Source organism: Mycobacterium sp. Dal123C01 (assembly GCF_052566995.1).
In genome coordinates this window covers 3,473,775-3,491,977 of the sequence record NZ_CP199580.1, presented here as the reverse complement: position 1 = coordinate 3,491,977, position 18,203 = coordinate 3,473,775, and the positions used below count along the sequence as shown (strand labels likewise).

General features: G+C 66.0%; 16 protein-coding genes. 9 read left to right on the top strand and 7 right to left on the bottom strand.

The genetic code is table 11. The annotated features are described in order from the left end of the window. Nucleotides 1-157: 157 nt before the first annotated feature. From ACTXG5_RS16465 to ACTXG5_RS16440, 6 genes are all read left to right on the top strand, one after another. The gene (locus ACTXG5_RS16465; protein ID WP_445159823.1) at nucleotides 158-1,480 is read left to right on the top strand and encodes a PucR family transcriptional regulator; all 1,323 of its coding nucleotides are present in this window, start codon (nucleotides 158-160) and stop codon (nucleotides 1,478-1,480) included. Between the two features lie 140 nt (nucleotides 1,481-1,620). Continuing rightward, entirely contained in the window at nucleotides 1,621-2,529 is a 909-nt protein-coding gene (locus tag ACTXG5_RS16460; RefSeq protein WP_445159822.1) for an ACP S-malonyltransferase, read from the top strand. Nucleotides 2,530-2,609: 80 nt separating this feature from the next. Next, the gene (acpM, locus tag ACTXG5_RS16455; RefSeq protein WP_445159821.1) at nucleotides 2,610-2,957 is read left to right on the top strand and encodes a meromycolate extension acyl carrier protein AcpM; all 348 of its coding nucleotides are present in this window, start codon (nucleotides 2,610-2,612) and stop codon (nucleotides 2,955-2,957) included. Continuing rightward, nucleotides 2,954-4,204 carry a 3-oxoacyl-ACP synthase KasA gene (kasA, locus tag ACTXG5_RS16450; protein WP_445159820.1) on the top strand — a complete coding sequence of 417 codons (1,251 nt, stop codon included), beginning with the start codon at nucleotides 2,954-2,956 and terminating at the stop codon, nucleotides 4,202-4,204. The genes acpM and kasA overlap by 4 nt, the downstream gene beginning before the upstream one ends. Nucleotides 4,205-4,230: 26 nt before the next feature. Continuing rightward, the gene (kasB, locus tag ACTXG5_RS16445; RefSeq protein WP_445159819.1) at nucleotides 4,231-5,484 is read left to right on the top strand and encodes a 3-oxoacyl-ACP synthase KasB; all 1,254 of its coding nucleotides are present in this window, start codon (nucleotides 4,231-4,233) and stop codon (nucleotides 5,482-5,484) included. A 47-nt stretch (nucleotides 5,485-5,531) separates the two neighbouring features. Next, nucleotides 5,532-6,953 (top strand): acyl-CoA carboxylase subunit beta, encoded by a 1,422-nt coding sequence (locus tag ACTXG5_RS16440; protein WP_445159818.1) that lies wholly within the window; start codon nucleotides 5,532-5,534, stop codon nucleotides 6,951-6,953. Between the two features lie 71 nt (nucleotides 6,954-7,024). Here the strand turns inward: ACTXG5_RS16440 and ACTXG5_RS16435 are convergent, their stop codons facing one another. From ACTXG5_RS16435 to ACTXG5_RS16425, 3 genes are all read right to left on the bottom strand, one after another. Continuing rightward, complete coding sequence (locus ACTXG5_RS16435) at nucleotides 7,025-8,359, bottom strand: MFS transporter (RefSeq protein WP_445164453.1); 1,335 nt, start codon at nucleotides 8,357-8,359, stop codon at nucleotides 7,025-7,027. Nucleotides 8,360-8,494: 135 nt separating this feature from the next. Next, nucleotides 8,495-10,024: a glycerol-3-phosphate dehydrogenase/oxidase gene (locus tag ACTXG5_RS16430; RefSeq protein WP_445159817.1), complete on the bottom strand. Its 1,530-nt coding sequence runs from the start codon at nucleotides 10,022-10,024 to the stop codon at nucleotides 8,495-8,497. Beyond that, nucleotides 10,024-10,593 (bottom strand): TetR/AcrR family transcriptional regulator, encoded by a 570-nt coding sequence (locus tag ACTXG5_RS16425; protein ID WP_445159816.1) that lies wholly within the window; start codon nucleotides 10,591-10,593, stop codon nucleotides 10,024-10,026. Before ACTXG5_RS16425 ends, ACTXG5_RS16430 begins: the two co-directional genes overlap by 1 nt. 47 nt (nucleotides 10,594-10,640) lie before the next feature. On the opposite strand from ACTXG5_RS16425, the gene ACTXG5_RS16420 reads away from it, so the two are divergent. Continuing rightward, complete coding sequence (locus ACTXG5_RS16420) at nucleotides 10,641-12,221, top strand: FAD-binding oxidoreductase (protein ID WP_445164452.1); 1,581 nt, start codon at nucleotides 10,641-10,643, stop codon at nucleotides 12,219-12,221. After that, complete coding sequence (locus ACTXG5_RS16415; protein ID WP_445159815.1) at nucleotides 12,218-13,150, top strand: diacylglycerol kinase; 933 nt, start codon at nucleotides 12,218-12,220, stop codon at nucleotides 13,148-13,150. The genes ACTXG5_RS16420 and ACTXG5_RS16415 overlap by 4 nt, the downstream gene beginning before the upstream one ends. An 11-nt stretch (nucleotides 13,151-13,161) precedes the next feature. Here the strand turns inward: ACTXG5_RS16415 and ACTXG5_RS16410 are convergent, their stop codons facing one another. Next, complete coding sequence (locus ACTXG5_RS16410) at nucleotides 13,162-14,907, bottom strand: molybdopterin-dependent oxidoreductase (RefSeq protein ID WP_445159814.1); 1,746 nt, start codon at nucleotides 14,905-14,907, stop codon at nucleotides 13,162-13,164. Nucleotides 14,908-15,078: 171 nt separating this feature from the next. Here ACTXG5_RS16410 and ACTXG5_RS16405 point away from each other — a divergent pair, with 171 nt between their 5' ends. Further along, the gene (locus tag ACTXG5_RS16405) at nucleotides 15,079-15,594 is read left to right on the top strand and encodes a hypothetical protein (protein ID WP_445159813.1); all 516 of its coding nucleotides are present in this window, start codon (nucleotides 15,079-15,081) and stop codon (nucleotides 15,592-15,594) included. 7 nt (nucleotides 15,595-15,601) lie between these two features. Here the strand turns inward: ACTXG5_RS16405 and ACTXG5_RS16400 are convergent, their stop codons facing one another. The 3 genes from ACTXG5_RS16400 to ACTXG5_RS16390 all read right to left on the bottom strand — a co-directional run bounded on the left by ACTXG5_RS16400 (nucleotide 15,602) and on the right by ACTXG5_RS16390 (nucleotide 18,138). After that, complete coding sequence (locus ACTXG5_RS16400; RefSeq protein WP_445159812.1) at nucleotides 15,602-16,114, bottom strand: DUF3145 domain-containing protein; 513 nt, start codon at nucleotides 16,112-16,114, stop codon at nucleotides 15,602-15,604. Between the two features lie 147 nt (nucleotides 16,115-16,261). Beyond that, nucleotides 16,262-17,083, bottom strand: coding sequence for a serine hydrolase domain-containing protein (locus tag ACTXG5_RS16395; RefSeq protein ID WP_445159811.1), 822 nt, complete (start codon nucleotides 17,081-17,083; stop codon nucleotides 16,262-16,264). Continuing rightward, nucleotides 17,080-18,138 carry a class I SAM-dependent methyltransferase gene (locus ACTXG5_RS16390; protein WP_445159810.1) on the bottom strand — a complete coding sequence of 353 codons (1,059 nt, stop codon included), beginning with the start codon at nucleotides 18,136-18,138 and terminating at the stop codon, nucleotides 17,080-17,082. The genes ACTXG5_RS16395 and ACTXG5_RS16390 overlap by 4 nt, the downstream gene beginning before the upstream one ends. Nucleotides 18,139-18,203 lie beyond the last annotated feature (65 nt).

Below are 18,203 nucleotides of genomic sequence, written 5' to 3'. Positions count from 1 at the left end.
GGCCGCCGGCTTACCCAAGCCGGCCCGCCGGCTTACCCAACCCGGCCCGCCGAGTGTGCGGCCAGCTTCACGTTCGGCAGGCGAGCCCCTTGAGACACCACTTAGACCCCCGACCTGCTTTGGGGAAAGTTCCATAAACCAGGCGTAGGTTTTAGGGGTGAATGACAACCCCTTCGCTGGCCCATTCGCCAAGCCAAGGTCGCCGCTCGAGCTGCTGGACTCGGTGCCGGAGACGCTGCTGCGCAGGTTGAAGCAACATTCGGGCCGGCTGGCCACCGAGGCCGTCTCGGCCATGCAAGAGCGGTTGCCCTTTTTCGCCGAGCTGGAAGCCTCCCAGCGGGCCAGCGTGTCGCTGGTGGTGCAGACCGCGGTGGTGAACTTCGTCGAGTGGATGAATGACCCGCACAGCAACGTCAGCTACACCGCGCAGGCATTCGAGCTGGTCCCCCAGGAGCTGACCCGACGCATCCCCCTCCGCCACAGCGTCGAGATGGTGCGCGTCGCGATGGAGTTCTTCGAGGAGGTCGTGCCGCTGGTGGCCCGCTCCGAAGAACAGCTGACCGCCCTCACGGTGGGCATTTTGAAGTACAGCCGCGACCTCGCGTTCACCCTGGCCTCGGCCCACGCCGAGGCCGCCGAAGCCCGCGGCACCTGGGACAGCCGGATGGAGGCCAGCGTCGTGGACGCCGTGGTCCGCGGCGACACCGGCCCTGAGCTGCTGTCCCGCGCGGCCGCGCTCAACTGGGACACCACCGCGCCGGCGACGGTCGTGGTCGGAATCCCGGCCCCGGGCCGCGACAAGACAAATGGCGAGGGCGCCAGCGAGCGGGCCAGCCAAATCGTCCGCGACACCGCCGCTCGTCACGGCCGCGCGGCGCTCACCGACGTGCACGGCACCTGGTTGGTGGCGATCGTGTCGGGACAGTTGTCACCGACCGACAAGTTCCTGGGCGACCTACTGAGCGCGTTTTCCGAGGGTCCAGTGGTCATCGGGCCCACCGCGCCGATGCTGACGGCGGCCTATCACAGCGCCAGCGAGGCGATATCCGGGATGAATGCCGTGGCCGGCTGGGCCGGAGCGCCGCGGCCGGTGCTGGCACGAGAACTGTTGCCGGAACGCGCCCTCATGGGAGATGCGTCGGCCATCGTGGCATTGCACACCGACGTGATGGGGCCGCTGGCCGACGCCGGGCCCACGCTCATCGAAACTCTTGGCGCTTACTTAGATTGTGGCGGCGCGATTGAGGCCTGCTCCCGCAAGTTGTTCGTTCATCCAAACACTGTGCGATATCGGCTCAAGCGCATCACCGACTTCACCGGGCGTGATCCCACTCAACCGCGCGACGCCTACGTGTTGCGAGTGGCCGCAACGGTCGGCCAACTCAACTACCCCACCCACCCCTCTGGTGTTGGTAACAGCGCGATAACGGCGGTTCCACTGCCGGTCAGAGGGGGTTCCGCAGCGCCGTCTGTGCGATAGTGATCCAAGCAACAGATCGCGGCGCGGTATCAAATACGTAGCTTGTGGAGCGGTTTTGTGGACTACCTACAAAAACCTAAGACCAGGTTCATAATCTGTTACACCCGCCAAAACCGTTTCCACAGTGTTCTCTTAGACACGTGATCGCATTACTTGCGCCCGGACAGGGTTCGCAGACCGAGGGGATGCTCTCGCCGTGGCTGGAAATGCCCGGCGCGAGCGAGCAGTTGACCCTGTGGGCGAAGGCCAGCGGCCTGGACCTGGTGCGCCTGGGCACCACCGCGTCGACCGAAGAGATCACCGACACGGCAGTCACCCAGCCACTGGTCGTCGCCGCCACCCTGCTCGCGCATCAGGAGCTGACCAAGCGCGGCGTGCTCGCCGGCGAAGACTTCATCGTGGCCGGCCACTCGGTCGGCGAGATCGCCGCCTACGCGATCGCCGGTGTGATGGCCGCCGATGACGCCGTCGCGCTGGCCGCCACCCGTGGCGCCGAGATGGCCAAGGCGTGCGCCGCCGAGCCGACCGGCATGTCCGCGGTGCTGGGCGGAGACGAGACCGAAGTCCTGGCTCGCCTCGAGCAGCTCGACCTGGTCGCCGCCAACCGCAATGCTGCCGGGCAGATTGTCGCCGCCGGCCCGCTGACCGCGCTGGAAAAGCTCGCCGAAGACCCGCCGGCCAAGGCCCGGGTGCGCGCTCTCGGTGTGGCCGGAGCGTTCCACACGAGGTACATGGCGTCCGCGCTGGACGGTTACGCCGCCTCAGCCGCGGCCATCGCGACCGCCGAGCCCACTGCCACGCTGCTGTCCAACCGCGACGGAAAGCCGGTCACCACGGCCGCCGCGGCGATGGACACGCTGGTCGCTCAGCTCACCCAGCCGGTGCGCTGGGACCTGTGCACCGCGACGCTGGCCGAGCACGATGTCAAAGCGATTGTGGAGTTCCCCCCCGCGGGCACTCTCGCCGGCATCGCCAAACGCGAGCTTCGGGGGGTGACGGTACGTGCCGTCAAGTCGCCCGCAGACCTGGACGCGCTAGCTGACATCTAACGCGGTTAGCGGCCAGTACAACCACATAAGAGCACATCAAACCGATTTGCACACAACATATTACGAAGGGAACAAAGGCTGTGTCTGTTAGTCAAGAAGAAATCATTGCCGGTATTGCCGAGATCATCGAAGAGGTCACCGGTATCGAGCCTTCCGAGGTCACCCCGGAGAAGTCGTTCGTCGACGACCTGGACATCGACTCGCTGTCGATGGTCGAGATCGCCGTGCAGACCGAGGACAAGTACGGCGTGAAGATCCCCGACGAGGACCTCGCCGGTCTTCGTACCGTCGGTGACGTCGTCTCCTACATCCAGAAGCTCGAAGAAGAAGACCCCGAGGCCGCCGCCGCGCTGCGCGCGAAGCTGGAGACCGAGAACCCTGACGCGGTTGCCAACGTCAAGGCGAGGCTAGAAGCGGACAGCAAGTGAGCAAGCCTTCCACTGCTAATGGCGGTTACCCCAACGTTGTGGTAACCGCCCTCGCGGCGACGACATCAGTCGCGCCGGACATCGAGGGCACGTGGAAGGCTTTGTTGGCCGGCGAAAGCGGCATCCGCGTACTCGAAGACGAATTCGTCACCAAGTGGGATCTGCAGGTCAAGATCGGTGGGCACCTCAAGGAGCCGATCGATACCCACATGACCCGGCTGGACATGCGCCGCATGTCGTATGTCCAGCGCCTGGCCAAATATCTCAGCGGCCAGCTGTGGGAGTCGGCAGGCAACCCCGAGGTCGATCCGGACCGGTTCAGCGTCGTCGTTGGCACCGGTCTGGGTGGTGCCGAGCGGATCGTCGAGAGCTATGACCTGATGAACGAGGGCGGCCCCCGCAAGGTGTCGCCGCTCGCCGTTCAGATGATCATGCCCAATGGCGCCGCCGCTGTGGTGGGTCTCGAGCTCGGGGCACGCGCCGGGGTAATCACCCCGGTGTCGGCCTGTTCGTCGGGATCCGAGGCCATTGCCCACGCTTGGCGCCAGATCGTCATGGGTGACGCGGAAGTCGCCGTCTGCGGCGGTGTCGAGGGACCGATCGAGGCGCTGCCCATCGCGGCGTTCTCGATGATGCGGGCCATGTCGACCCGCAACGACGAGCCAGAGCGTGCGTCGCGGCCGTTCGACAAAGACCGCGACGGCTTCGTGTTCGGCGAGGCCGGGGCCCTCATGCTCATCGAGACCGAAGAGCACGCCAAGGCCCGCGGCGCCAAGCCGTTGGCCCGGTTGATGGGTGCCGGTATCACCTCGGACGCTTTCCACATGGTGGCGCCAGACCCCAACGGCATTCGCGCCGGTCGGGCGATGGCCCGGTCGCTGGAGCTGGCGGGCTTGTCCCCCAAGGACATCGACCACGTGAACGCACACGGGACGGCGACGCCAATCGGCGACACCGCAGAGGCCAACGCCATCCGGGTCGCCGGATGCGACCACGCCGCCGTGTATGCGCCGAAATCGGCGCTGGGACACTCTATCGGCGCAGTCGGGGCGCTCGAGTCGGTGCTGACAGTGCTGTCACTACGGGATGGCGTTATCCCGCCAACCCTCAACTACGAAACACCTGATCCGGAGATCGCGCTGGATGTCGTCGCGGGCGAACCCCGCTCCGGCGAATTCCGTTATGCGATCAACAACTCATTCGGGTTCGGCGGCCACAACGTGGCCCTCGCCTTCGGGCGTTACTGAGCACGAGAGGAACGTTCGTCACTCCCATGACAGAACTGGTTACGGGGAAAGCTTTCCCCAACGTGGTCGTCACCGGCGTTGCCATGACGACTGCCCTGGCACCCGACGTGGAAAACACCTGGAAGTTGTTGCTAGACGGCCAGAGCGGGATCCGCACCCTCACCGATCCGTTCGTTGAGCTGTACAACCTGCCAGTTCACATCGGCGGCCATCTCGTGGAGGAGTTCGACAGTCAGCTCACGCGTGTCGAGCTGCGTCGCACCAGCTACCTGCAGAGAATGTCCACCATCTTGGGCCGCCGCGTGTGGGAGAACGCGGGTTCACCTGAAGTCGACACCAACCGGTTGGCGGTGTCGATCGGCACCGGCCTCGGCTCGTCCGAGGAACTGGTCTTCAGCTACGACGACATGCGCACCCGCGGCATGAAGGCGGTCTCCCCGTTGGGCGTGCAGAAGTACATGCCTAACGGTGCGGCCGCGGCGGTCGGCCTGGAACGGCATGCCAAAGCCGGTGTGATGACCCCGATTTCGGCGTGCGCGTCCGGTTGCGAGGGCATCGCCCGGGCTTGGCAGCAGATCGTGCTGGGTGAGGCCGACATGGCGATCTGCGGCGGCGTCGAGACCAAAATCGAGGCGGTGCCGATTGCGGCGTTCGCCGCGATGCGCATCGTGATGTCGACCAACAACGACAACCCCCCCGGTGCCTGTCGCCCATTCGACAGGGACCGGGACGGTTTCGTGTTCGGCGAGGCCGGCGCGCTCATGGTCATCGAGACCGAAGAGCACGCGAAGGCACGGGGCGCCAACATCCTGGCCCGGATCATGGGTGCCAGCGTGACCTCGGACGGATTCCACATGGTGGCCCCGGACCCCAACGGGGAACGTGCCGGGCATGCGATAACGCGGGCGATCCAGCTCGCGGGCATCACCCCTGCCGAAATCGACCACATCAACGCCCACGCCACTGGCACCCAGGTCGGCGACCTCGCCGAAAGTAAGGCCATCAAACGGGCTTTGGGCAACCACTACCCCGCGGTCTACGCGCCCAAGGCGGCGCTCGGCCACTCGGTGGGTGCGGTCGGTGCGTTGGAGTCGATCTTGACGGTCCTGGCGTTGCGAGAGCAGGTAATCCCGCCAACACTGAATTTGGAAAACCTCGATCCGGAAATCGATTTGGACGTGGTCGCGGGTAAGCCACGGTCCGGCAACTACCAGTACGCAGTCAACAATTCGTTCGGATTCGGCGGTCACAATGTGGCGATCACCTTTGGACGGTATTAGAACCCAGCGGTATTGATCCCGAGCTCACCTGAAACAGGAGACCTGCGATGACACTCATGGCCCCCGATGCGGTCGGCGAATCGCTCGACCCGCGCGACCCGCTGCTGCGGCTGAGCAACTTCTTCGACGACGGCACCATCGTGCTGTTGCACGAGCGTGACCGCTCGGGTGTGCTTGCCGCGGCGGGCACCGTGAACGGTCTGCGCACCATCGCGTTCTGCACGGACGGAACCGTGATGGGCGGCGCGATGGGCATCGAGGGCTGCACGCACATCGTCAACGCCTACGACACCGCCATCGAGGAGCAGAGCCCGATCGTGGGCATCTGGCACTCGGGTGGAGCCCGGCTGGCCGAAGGCGTCAAGGGACTGCACGCGGTGGGCTTGGTGTTCGAGGCCATGATCCGGGCGTCCGGCTACATTCCGCAGATTTCGGTGGTCGTCGGCTTCGCCGCCGGCGGTGCCGCCTACGGCCCGGCGCTGACCGACGTCATCGTGATGGCGCCGGAAAGCCGGGTGTTCGTCACCGGGCCGGACGTGGTGCGCAGTGTCACCGGCGAAGACGTGGACATGTGCTCGCTCGGTGGTCCAGAAACCCACCACAAGAAGTCCGGCGTGTGCCACATCGTCGCCGACGACGAGCTCGACGCCTACGAGCGCGGCCGTCGGCTGGTCGGATTGTTCTGCCAGCAAGGGCATTTCGACCGCAACAAGGCCGAGGCCGGGGACACTGACATCCACGCGCTGCTGCCCGAATCGGCGCGGCGCGCCTACGACGTGCACCCGATCGTGACCGCGATCCTCGACGACGACGCACCGTTTGACGAGTTCCAGGCCAACTGGGCCCCGTCGATGGTGGTCGGTCTCGGCCGGCTGTCCGGCCGCACGGTCGGCGTGCTGGCCAACAACCCGCTACGGCTGGGCGGCTGCTTGAACTCCGAAAGCGCCGAGAAGGCAGCACGTTTCGTGCGGATGTGCGACGCGTTCGGGATTCCGCTGATTGTGGTTGTCGACGTTCCCGGCTACCTCCCGGGTGTCGACCAGGAGTGGGGCGGCGTGGTGCGTCGTGGCGCCAAACTGCTGCACGCCTTCGGCGAGGCCACCGTTCCTCGCGTCACGCTGGTCACCCGAAAGACCTACGGCGGGGCCTACATCGCGATGAACTCGCGTTCATTGAACGCCACCAAGGTGTTCGCCTGGCCGGACGCCGAGGTCGCGGTCATGGGCGCCAAAGCCGCGGTCGGCATCCTGCACAAGCGCAAGCTGGCCGCCGCGCCGGACCACGAGCGCGAAGCGCTGCACGAAGAGTTGGCCGCCGAGCACGAGCGGATCGCCGGCGGCGTGGACAGCGCCATCGAGATCGGCGTGGTCGATGAAAAGATCGACCCGGCGCACACCCGCAGCAGGCTTACCGAGGCGCTGGCCGAGGCACCGGCACGTCGCGGGCGCCACAAGAACATTCCGCTGTAAACCGCCCGCCTGCCCCCTCCCCCGCGAGCCTAACCAGGCTGCGAATTCTCTTGCAGAATCTCGCAGTACGGTTAGGCTCGCGAGTCGCTGGCCAATTCCCGCGCCTCCTCCTCGGTCTCGACCGCGGGACCGGACCCGGGCAGCGGCTTGCCGGCGACCTCCGGCGTGAACAGCAGGGTGATGACGCCGACCAGGCCCGCGCCCATCAGCATGTAGGCCGGCACCATCTCATTGCCGGTGGTCGATACCAGCGCTTCAGCAATCAACGGGGTGACGCCGCCGACGGTGGAGATCGACAGGTTGTAGGAAATGGCCAGCGCCCCGTACCGCACCCTGGTGGGGAACAACGCCGGCAACGCCGAGGGTGTCGTGCTGTCGAAGCAGAGTTCCATCAGCCCGATCAGCAGCACACCGAGGAAGATCACCGGGTAGACGCCGCCGAGGCGGATGAGCAGAAACGCCGGGATTGAAGCCACGATGAGCAGCACGCAGCCCGTCCGCATGATCGGTTTGACACCGATACGATCGGACAACTTCGCGACGAATACGATCGTGGCCATCAGGATGGCCAAGGTGATGACGATCAGCACCAGTGCGGCCGTTTCTCCAAGGTGCACAACCGTTTTCAGATAGGTCGGCAAGTAGCCGGTGACCATGAAATCGGTAACCTGGGAGGTCAGCACCAGCGCGGCGCAGATCAGCATCGGCCGCCACTGCTCGACGACGGTGTGCCGGAACTGGCGGCGGCCGCCCTCTTCGGCGCCATCCGCACTCTGACTCATCTGCGTGAAAGCCGGTGACTCCTCGAGTCGCAGTCGCATGTAGAGCGCGATCAGGCCCAACGGTGCAGCCAGCAGCAGGGGAACCCGCCAGCCCCAAGCCAACCAGTCGTGAATCGGCAGCCAGGCCTGCAGCCCAGTCACCAAGAAGCCCGCGATCACAAAGCCGATCAGGTTACCCAGCGGCAGGAACCCGACCAGCATGCCGCGCTTACGGTCCGGTGACTGCTCCACCAGATAGGTCATGGCACCGACGAATTCGCCGCCGGTCGACAAGCCCTGGAAGACCCGGGCGACGACGAGCAAGATGGGCGCCCAGATTCCGATGGCGCTGTAAACAGGCAGCAGGCCGCTCATCGTCGTACCGGCCGTCATCATCAGGATCGTGATCACCAGCACCCGCTTGCGACCGATGCGGTCACCGAGCGGGCCGAAGATCATGCCGCCCAACGGGCGCACCACAAACGCCGCCGCCAGGGTGCCGAAGGTGGCGATCAGGTGGACAGCGCTGACGCTGTTCCCGGGGTAAAACACCTGCGCGATGGTGGTGGCGATGTAGCCGTAGACCGCGAAGTCGTACCACTCCATGACGTTGCCGATCGCGGTGCCCATAATGGCTTGGGTCAGCACGCTCGGATCGGTGACCGTGATCTCGTCGCGAGCCCACTTTTGCTGAGCGCCATCGGTGTCCATCGACACCGGTGTTACCCGAACTTCACCGGGTCGAACCACCCGCAGACCGGGTTAGTCAGCAGACCGGGGTTAGCCAACGCCCGCGAGGAACTCCGCCGCCACGGCCACCACCCGCTCGCGATCGCGGGACACCAGGCCGATCCGCGTCCGGCGATCGAGGATGTCGTCGACGTCGAGCGCGCACTCATGGGTGACGGCGTATTCGAACTCCGCGCGGGTCACATCGATGCCCTCGGCGACCGGCGCGGTCGGGCGCTCGCAGGTGGCGGTGGCCGGAACGTTGGGCGCCTCGGCGCCATAGCGAGCCACCAGCGACGCCGGCAGTTCAGCCCGCCAAGTCGCGCCCGATCCCGGGTTGGACGGCGCCCCGATCAACGGCAGATTGCGGGTCCGGCAGCTCGCGGCCTGCAGGTGCCGCAGGCTAACGGCCTTATCCAGGACATCCTGAGCCATGAAGCGGTATTCGGTCAGCTTGCCGCCGATCACGCTGATGACCCCGGACGGCGATTCGATGACGGCGTGCTCGCGCGAGACATCGGCAGTGCGACCCTCACCCCTGTCGATCAGCGGCCGGAGCCCCGCGTAGGCGCCGACGATATCGGTGTCCCGCAACGCAGTTCCCAGCGCGGTGTTCACGGTGTCCAACAGGAAGGTGATTTCCTGGTCAGACGGTTCCGGCACATCGGGAATCGCACCGGGGGCGGCTTCATCGGTGATACCGAGGTAGACGCGGCCCAGTTGCTCGGGCATGGCGAACACAAAACGGTTCAGCTCACCGGGAATCGGAATAGTCAGTGCCGCAGTCGGATTGCCGAAGGTACTGGCATCGAAGACGAGGTGGGTCCCGCGGCTGGGCCGCAACCGCAACGAACCGTCGATCTCACCCGCCCACACCCCGGCGGCGTTGATCACCGCACCGGCCGAGACGTCGAACGACTGCCCGGTGCGCTGATCGGTCAGCCGCACCGAAGTGCCGGTGGCCTCGGATGCCGCGACGTACGTGAGGATCCGGGCACCGTGCTGGGCCGCGGTGCGCGCGACCGCGGTGACCAGTCGCGCGTCATCGATCAATTGCCCGTCGTAGGCCAGCAGACCGCCGTCGAGGCCGTCGCGGCGCACCGTGGGCGCCATCTCCACCACCCGCTGCGCGGACACCCGGCGGGATCGGGGCAGGGTCGAGGACGACGTTCCCGCGAGCATCCGCAACGCGTCACCGGCGACAAACCCCGCGCGCACCATCGCACGCTTGGGGTGACTCATCGACGGCAGCAATGGGACCAATTGCGGCATCGCGTGCACGAGATGAGGGGCGTTGTGCGTCATCAGGATTCCGCGCTCGATGGCGCTGCGCCGAGCGATTCCCACGTTGCCGGTCGCCAGGTAGCGCAGACCGCCGTGCACCAGTTTGGAACTCCATCGGCTGGTGCCGAATGCCAGATCGTGCTTCTCCACCAGCGCCACCCGCAGGCCGCGCGAAGCGGCGTCCAGGGCGATCCCGACCCCGGTGATGCCGCCTCCGATCACGAGCACGTCCAGCGGCTCGCCGTCGGCGAGGGCGTTCAGGTCGGCGGTGCGGCGCGCGGCGTTCAAGGCGGTCATCAGGACAGGTATCCGTTCAGCGAGTAGGCGAGTTCGGTGGCCAGCGCGTCGGCATCGAGGATCGGGCGAACGATCTGCTCGGACTGAATGGTCGACTGGGCGATCAGCAACACCATGGTGGCCATCTGCCGTGGGTCACCCGCGCGCACGCTGCCGTGGCGCTGGGCCGCCCGCAACCGGTCGGCAAGAGCCTCGATCAACATCTGCTGGCTGGAACCGAGGCGTTCGGTGATGTAGATCGGCGCGAGATGCGAGTGCATCACCGACATGATCAGCTCGTCGCGACGCAGCAGGTTGGCCACGGCAACGATCTGGCGCACCAGCGATTCGCGGTCATCTCCCAGCAACGGCGCATCGCGCATCACATCGGTGATGCGCTGCGTCAGCAGCGACGCCACGATCGACGGCGTATCCGGCCAGCGGCGGTACACGGTCGGCCGGCTCACCCCCGCGCGCCGCGCGATCTCCGCGAGGGTCACCCGGTCCACCCCGAAGTCGACGACGCAACTGGCCGCCGCCGCCAGGATCCGGTCGCCGACGTCCAATCCTGCGTTACTGATTGACAGCATGTGTAATACTGTAACGCATGACGCAGCCCGAGCAACTCCTTCCCCCGATGAAGTGGAACGCGTGGGGAGATCCCGCCAGCGCCAAACCACTCTCCGAAGGCATCCGGTCGTTGTTGAAACAGGCTGTCGGACTGGAAGATTCGGCGCGCGGCGAACTCGCCCCGGACCAGGTACAGCTGCGCCCGTCGGCGCTACCGAAGGCGCATCAGGACGCGCTCGCCGCGATCGTCGGCGCCGAGTATTGCCGCACCGACGATCGCGATCGGTTGCTGCACGCCGGCGGCAAATCCACCATCGACCTGCTGCGGCGCAAGGACACCGGCATCCAAGACGCACCGGACGCCATCCTGCTGCCCGGCGACGACGATGCCGTGGCCACGATCCTGCGCTATTGCTCCGAGCACGGCATTGCCGTCATCCCGTTCGGCGGCGGCACCAATGTCGTCGGCGGCCTCAATCCCACCCGCGGCGACTTCGGCGCCGTGGTCTCACTCGACTTGCATCGCTTCGACCAGCTCGTCTCGCTCGACGAAGTGTCGGGGCAAGCGGTCTTCGGCGCCGGAGTCACCGGCCCGGACGCCGAACGTCTGCTCGGCGAACGCGGCTTCTCGCTCGGGCATTTCCCGCAGAGCTTCGAATACGCGACGCTCGGCGGCTTCGCCGCGACCCGTTCCTCCGGTCAGGACTCGGCTGGCTACGGCCGGTTCAACGACATGGTCCGCGGGCTGCGGATGATCACTCCGGCGGGAACGTTGGACCTGGGCCGTGGACCCGAATCGGCCGCCGGCCCCGACCTGCGCCAGCTGCTGATCGGGTCGGAGGGCACCTTCGGCGTCATCACGCAGGTGCGGCTGCGGGTACACCGGGCACCCGAAGCCGTGCGCTACGAAGCCTGGTCGTTCCCCGATTTCACGACCGGCGCGGCGGCCCTGCGCGCGATCATCCAGAATGCGACCGGCCCCACCGTCGTTCGGCTTTCCGACGAGGTCGAGACCGGGGTGAATCTGGCCACCACCGAGTCGATCGGCGAAAACCAGATCACCGGCGGCTGTCTGGGCATCACCGTGTTCGAGGGCTCCACCGAACACGTCGAGAGCCGGCTCGCCGAGACCAGCGCACTGCTGGCGGCCCAGGGCGGCACGTCGTTGGGTGACGGTCCCGCGCAGGCCTGGGAGCGCGGCCGGTTCGGCGCGCCGTATCTGCGCGACTCGCTGCTGGCCGCTGGCGCGCTCTGCGAGACCCTGGAGACCGCTACCGACTGGTCCAACATTCCGACGCTCAAGGCCGCCGTCACCGAAGCACTCACCACCGCGTTGGCAGAAACCGGGACACCGGCGCTGGTGATGTGCCACATTTCGCACGTGTACCCCACCGGCGCGTCGTTGTACTTCACCGTCGTGGCCGGGCAGCGCGGCAATCCGATCGAGCAGTGGCACACCGCCAAGAAGGCCGCATCCGACGCGATCATCGCCACCGGCGGCACCATCACCCATCACCACGCGGTCGGCGCCGACCACCGGCCCTGGATGCGCGACGAGGTGGGCGATCTGGGCGTGCAGGTGTTGCGCGCGGTCAAGGCGACTCTGGATCCGGCGGGAATCCTCAACCCCGGCAAGCTGATTCCGTGACACCCGCGGCAGGCCAACTGCGCCGGCGCGAGATCAGCAAGGTGACCGTGCTGACCAATCCCCTGTCGGGGCACGGCACCGCCATCCACGCGGCGCAGGCCGCCATCGCCCGGCTACACGCTCGAGGCATCGAGGTGGTCGAGATCATCGGCGACGACGCCGAAGACGCCCGTCATCTCGCGGCCGCGGCCCTCGAACGCGGCACCGACGCGCTGGTGGCCACCGGCGGCGACGGCGTCATCTCCAACGCGCTGCAAGTCCTGGCGGGTACCGACGTTCCGCTGGGCATCATCCCGGCCGGCACGGGCAACGATCATGCGCGTGAATTCGGTATCCCCACAAAGGATCCCGAGGCCGCCGCGGACATCGTCGCCGACGGCTGGACCCAGACTATCGACCTGGGCCGCATCCGGGATGCCAACGGTGTCGACAAGTGGTTCGGCACCGTGGCAGCCACCGGATTCGATTCCCTGGTGACCGATCGCGCCAACCGGATGAGCTGGCCGCATGGGCGGCTGCGCTATTACGTCGCGATGCTCGCCGAGCTTTCGCAACTGCGGATGTTGCCGTTCCGCTTGGTACTCGACGGCACCAAGGAGATCGATGCCGATATCACGCTGGCGGCCTTCGGAAATACCCGAAGCTATGGCGGCGGGCTGCTGGTCTGTCCCAACGCCGACTACACCGACGGCCTGCTCGACATCACCATGGCCCACAGCGGATCCCGCACGAAACTGATCCGCCTGTTTCCGACCGTGCTGAAAGGCACCCACGTCGAGCGCGACGAGGTGACCACGGCGCGCGCCAAAACCATCCACGTCGAATGCCCCGGTATCAACGTCTACGCCGACGGCGACTTCGCGTGTCCGCTGCCCGCCGAACTCTCCGCGGTACCTGGGGCATTGCAGATTTTGCGTCCCGGCCGCTGACGATCCGGGCCTTAGATGGTCTGGTGGCGTCCAAAGAATTCGTGGTCTTCGTTGTAACCACCGTACCCGCTACCGATCTCGGAGTAGTGCGCCACAAACTCAATACCCTTGAGCCACTTAATATGCCGGAAGCCATGCTGTAATTCGTTGCGCAGCCGCAGTGGCGCCCCGTGCCCGTAGCTCACCGGTTCGCCGTTCATGTCGTAGGCCAGCATGGTCAGATGGTTGTTCATCTGCTCGATCGGGTGCGCGACGTAGTAGATCCCGCCGTCGGCGCCGGGGCCCAGGGAGTAGAACACCACCCATTTGGCATCGGGCAGCGGTTCGACGATGTCCATGATCGTGCGCATCGACACGCCACCCCATTTGGCGACACCCGACCAGCCCTGGATGCAGAAGTGTTGGGTGATCTGTTCGTGGTACGGCAGGTCATGCAACTCGCCCAGCGAGAACTCGGTTGGGTGCTCGACGAGGCCGTAGATCCGTAGCCGCCAATCCACGAAGTGGTTCTTCTCCAACTCTTTGTACTCAACGGTTTCCGGGTAGGTGCCGTTGTGCCAGAAGTACGGCGAGATGTCTTTCTCGGTGAACGCGCCCGGCTTCGGGTTGGTGTACTCGAACAGCCGCTGCAGCGGTCCGACGAGTGCGTAGCCGACCCGCTGCACCACCCGTGGGTGGCGAAAGGTGAGTGGGGTGGCGGCCACCCAGCCGACAGCCACCACCACCATGGCCGCCGCGAAGATCCAGAACCCGACCCAGCTGTTGTCGTCGCGGGCGGCGAACATGTGGTTGAGGTTGCGCAACGCCTCGGTGGCGAAGACCAGCGTGACGTGGACAACGATGAAGAACAGGAAATAGACCAGCACCAGGAAATGCAGTGAGCGCGCGGCCTGGATGCTCAAGCGCTTACTGATCACAGTGAGGCGCATCGACAGCGCCGGCGACATCCCCAGCCCGGTGATGACCGCGAGCGGTGCGGCAATGAAGACGGTGACGAAGTACGCCAGCAACTGCATGCCGTTATAGGCCACCCACGTACTGTCGGTCGGCCAATCCAGCGAAAGGTATTGAATGCCCACCGATACCGCGTTGGGAAACACGTCCCAGCTGGTCGGCACGATGTGGCGCCACTGCCCGGTAGCGAACAACAGGACGTAGAAGACCGCGCCGTTGAGCAGCCACAAGACGTCGACGCCGAGGTGCCACCACCGAGCCAGTCCAATGGAATGGCGAAGCCCCGGCAATCCCAACTGACCGGGTAGCCCAACCGAATCGTCCTTGGCCGTCCACAGTGGGTCGTCCGGGACCGGCTTGGCCACCCTGAGCCACTCGTCCTTGCCGGGCGTCGCGTTGCGACTGAAGTAGAGCCGCGGATGATCGCAGAGGATCTGGATCCCGGACCGGATGATGAACGTCATCAAGAACAGGTTGAAAAAGTGGGCCCACCCGATCCACGCGGGGATGCCCGGGGTGGCCCCGGAAGGCACCTCGGTACCCGGATGACGCTGGATGAATGCCTGTACGGACGGCATATTGTGCAGGCCTTTGCCCACGGCCACCGCCGCTACCAGTACGGCGAATCCAATGGGAATCAGCCACAGTAGGTTGAACCACTTGTCCCGGCCTACCCGCAGCCGGGGCGCGATAGCCCGCTTGTCCTCTAAGCCGCCGGCCCACGTCTCCGGGTCGACGATGTCTTCAGCAGCGCGCAGCTCGGTGCGATACCCCAGTACGTCCTCGGCCACGTCATCCCACACTTACTTTTATTTTCACAAACGCATTTAGATAAATGCTAGCGGACGGCGCACCTGCTCGGGAAGGGGCACGGTACCTGGGGCATTGCAGATTCTGCGGGCTGTGTAACAACTCGTCCGACAAACGCGACATCTGGGCAGACGCGCCGTCCGAGCGCTGCCCTGGGAGGAACGATGTCGGGTCGCCGCAACACCGCGGTTATCACCCTGGCGGCCATGTCGCTGGGCGGCTCGTTGGCGCTCGCCCCCACGGCGTTCGCCGGTGACCCGCTCTGGAACGGGCAGTACGTCCTGACGCTGTCCGCCAACGCAAAGAACGGGACCAGCATCGCGGCCAGCCAGCCGGAATACGCCCACCGGGCCAGCTATTCGATTACCTCGAAGTGCTCGGCGGGCGTGTGCACCGCCACGGTGAACGACCCTCCGCCTCCCAAAAATCAGTTCATGCCGCAGTCAGTCGAATTCACCTGGAATGGGGCGCAGTGGGTGCGCGAGATGACCTGGAAATGGGACTGCCTGCTAGCCGACGGCACCACTGAATACGACGCGGCGAAATCCATCACGGCGTATACCCCGGGGCTGAACGGCGTCCTCACCGGCGTCTTTCATACCGATATCACCAGCGGTGCGTGTAAAGGCAACGTCGATATGCCGGTGTCTGCCGCCCCGGCGAACCCGCCAACCGTTTGATCGGCGTTTAGCCGGTGCCCCGGTTGAGCCAGGTCACTTCGGCGGCGTCGCCGCCATCGCGGTAGACCTCGAGCGCCTCGTCCCACGCGGTTCCCAGCACGGAATCCATTTCGGCGGCCAGAGTGTCAGCACCTTGCGCCATCATCGACCGCAGCCGCATCTCGCCGACCATGATGTCGCCGTTGGCGCTCATCGCGCCGCTCCACAAGCCCAGTTGCGGGGTGTGGCTGAACCGGAAACCGTCGACTCCGGGGCTCGGATCCTCAGTGACCTCGAACCGCAACACCGACCAGGACCGCAGCGCATTGGCCAACCGGGCACCGGTACCCACCGGACCGACCCAGTTAGTGACAGCGCGCAGCTGTGCGGGCATCGCCGGCTGCGGTGTCCAGACCAGGTTGGCCTTGGACTGCAGGGTCGACGACAGCGCCCACTCAACGTGCGGGCATACCGCCGCGGGCGAGGCGTGGACGTACACCACACCAGCCGTCACGTCGGCGAATTGATTCGTCGCACGCATATTGTTGCTCCTTCGGTTCCACGAGGGACGTCTTCCCCAACGACCTGGTGAACCCGACGAGCGGCATGCTCGCATCAAATTTTGTGTCTTGCGTGTCTATTGTGCCCTGTGATGCCTGTGTTGCGCTAGTGTGCATTTTCCTTAAAATCACTCACCGAGCACTCGGTCCGAGATTTCCGGCCACAGATCCAGCGCCCAGTCGCCGAAATCGCGGTCCGTCAGCACGACAAAGGCAAGCTCAGCGTCGGGATCGGCCCAGATAAAGCCACCCGCTTGGCCAAAATGCCCGAACGTCCGCGCCGAGTTGCGCGCCCCCGTCCAGTGCGGCGATTTCGAATCCCGGATCTCGAAGCCCAGCCCCCAGTCGTTGGGCCGCTGCACGCCGTAGCCGGGCAGCACCCCGTCCAGCCCGGGAAACTGCACGGTCGTCGCGTCGTCATGCATCTGCCCCGAGACCAGCGCCGGACGCAGCAGTTCGCCCGCGAACGCCGCCAGATCGCTCACCGTGGAGGTGCCCCCGTAACCTGCGGTCGAAGCGCCGCCGTCCAGCCGGGTCGAACCCATGCGCAACGGCTCGCAGACCGCCTCGGTGAGGTAGCGGCCGAACTCGATGCCCGACTCCCCCTCCACGGTCTCGGCCAGCACGGCGAAGCCGTAGTTGGAATACATGCGTCGGGTGCCGGGCGCGGCCAGCACCCGATCGGAGTGCATCGCCAGACCCGAGGCGTGCGCCAGCAGGTGCCGGACCGTGGATCCGGGCGGCCCGGCCGGGGTGTCCAGATCGACGACGCCCTCTTCGATGGCGACCTGCGCGGCCCGGGCCACCAACGGTTTGGTGACCGACGCCAGCTCGAACACTCGCTCGGTGTCGCCGTGCGTGGCCAGCACGCCGGCGGGTCCGATCACCGCGGCGGCGGCATTGGCCACCGGCCAATCGACAAGGACGTCCAGAGCGTTCGGGCTCGTCACTTCGTGGCGATGTAGTAGTTGTTGATCGGGTCCGACTCGATCTCTGCCACCCGCACGTCGGCAAACCCGGCGTCGCTCAGCATCGAGGTGGCCAGCTGATGTCCCCACACCGCGCCCAGCCCGGCACCGTCGAACGCCAGTGACACCGTCATGCAGTGCATAAGCGAGGTCGTGTAGAGGTACGTGCTCATCGGGGCGTCGACGTTGTCTTCGAGTCGGCTCGATGCCTTGATGTCGGCCATCAGCAAGACCCCGCCGGGCCGCAGCGCGCGATGCATGTTTTCCAGCACCCGGGCCGGCTGGGCCTGATCGTGGATCGCGTCGAACACGGTGATCACGTCGTAGCTGTCGGCCTTGGCCAACTCGGTCAGGTTGTGGCTCTCGAAGGTCGCGTTCGTCAGGCCGAGGCGTGCCGCCTCCTGCACGCCCGTGGCGATGGCCTCGTCGGAGAAGTCGATACCGGTGAACCGGCTCGCCGGGAAGGCCCGCGCCATCACGTTGATGGCATGGCCGCTGCCACAGCCGACATCGGCGACGTCCACTCCCGACCGCAGGCGTTCGGGAAGGCCGTCGACCAATGGCAGCACGACGTCGACGAGCGCGGCGTCGAACACCGCGCCACTCTCCTCGGCCATCAGCTTGTGGAAGCGCGGGAATTCGCTGTAGGGCAAGCCGCCGCCGGCCCGGAAGCAGCCGATGATTTTCTGCTCGACCTCGCCGAGCAATGGGACGAACTGGGCCACCACCGCGAGGTTGTCGGGACCGGCCGCACGGGTCAGCAGGGCGGCGCGGTGGGCGGGCAACGAATAGGTTCCGGAGTCGGCGTCGTAGTCGACGATGTGCCCGGTGGTCATGCCGCCCAGCCACTCCCGGACGTAGCGCTCGTTGAGGCCCGCGGCCTCGGCGATCTGCGCACTGGTGGATGCCCCGAGTTCGGCCATCGTGTCCAGCAGGCCGGTCTGGTGCCCGATGCTCAGCAGGATCACCAGGCTGGCGCCGTCGAGGGTCGCGACCAATCGTTCGGCGAATTGTTCGGCAGTCTCTAAAGCCGTCACGCCCACGGACGCTACACGCAGGCCGATGGGTGGACGGGCCGCCAAGAGATGTATGGCGGCGAACA

Bases quoted from the DNA above. Each gene is read 5' to 3' on its own strand.
- ACTXG5_RS16425 (WP_445159816.1), bottom strand. From the start codon at position 10,593: ATGCTGTCAATCAGTAACGCAGGATTGGACGTCGGCGACCGGATCCTG.
- kasB (WP_445159819.1), top strand. From the start codon at position 4,231: ATGACAGAACTGGTTACGGGGAAAGCTTTCCCCAACGTGGTCGTCACC.
- ACTXG5_RS16440 (WP_445159818.1), top strand. From the start codon at position 5,532: ATGACACTCATGGCCCCCGATGCGGTCGGCGAATCGCTCGACCCGCGC.
- ACTXG5_RS16405 (WP_445159813.1), top strand. From the start codon at position 15,079: ATGTCGGGTCGCCGCAACACCGCGGTTATCACCCTGGCGGCCATGTCG.
- ACTXG5_RS16430 (WP_445159817.1), bottom strand. From the start codon at position 10,024: ATGACCGCCTTGAACGCCGCGCGCCGCACCGCCGACCTGAACGCCCTC.
- ACTXG5_RS16420 (WP_445164452.1), top strand. From the start codon at position 10,641: ATGAAGTGGAACGCGTGGGGAGATCCCGCCAGCGCCAAACCACTCTCC.
- ACTXG5_RS16400 (WP_445159812.1), bottom strand. From the start codon at position 16,114: ATGCGTGCGACGAATCAATTCGCCGACGTGACGGCTGGTGTGGTGTAC.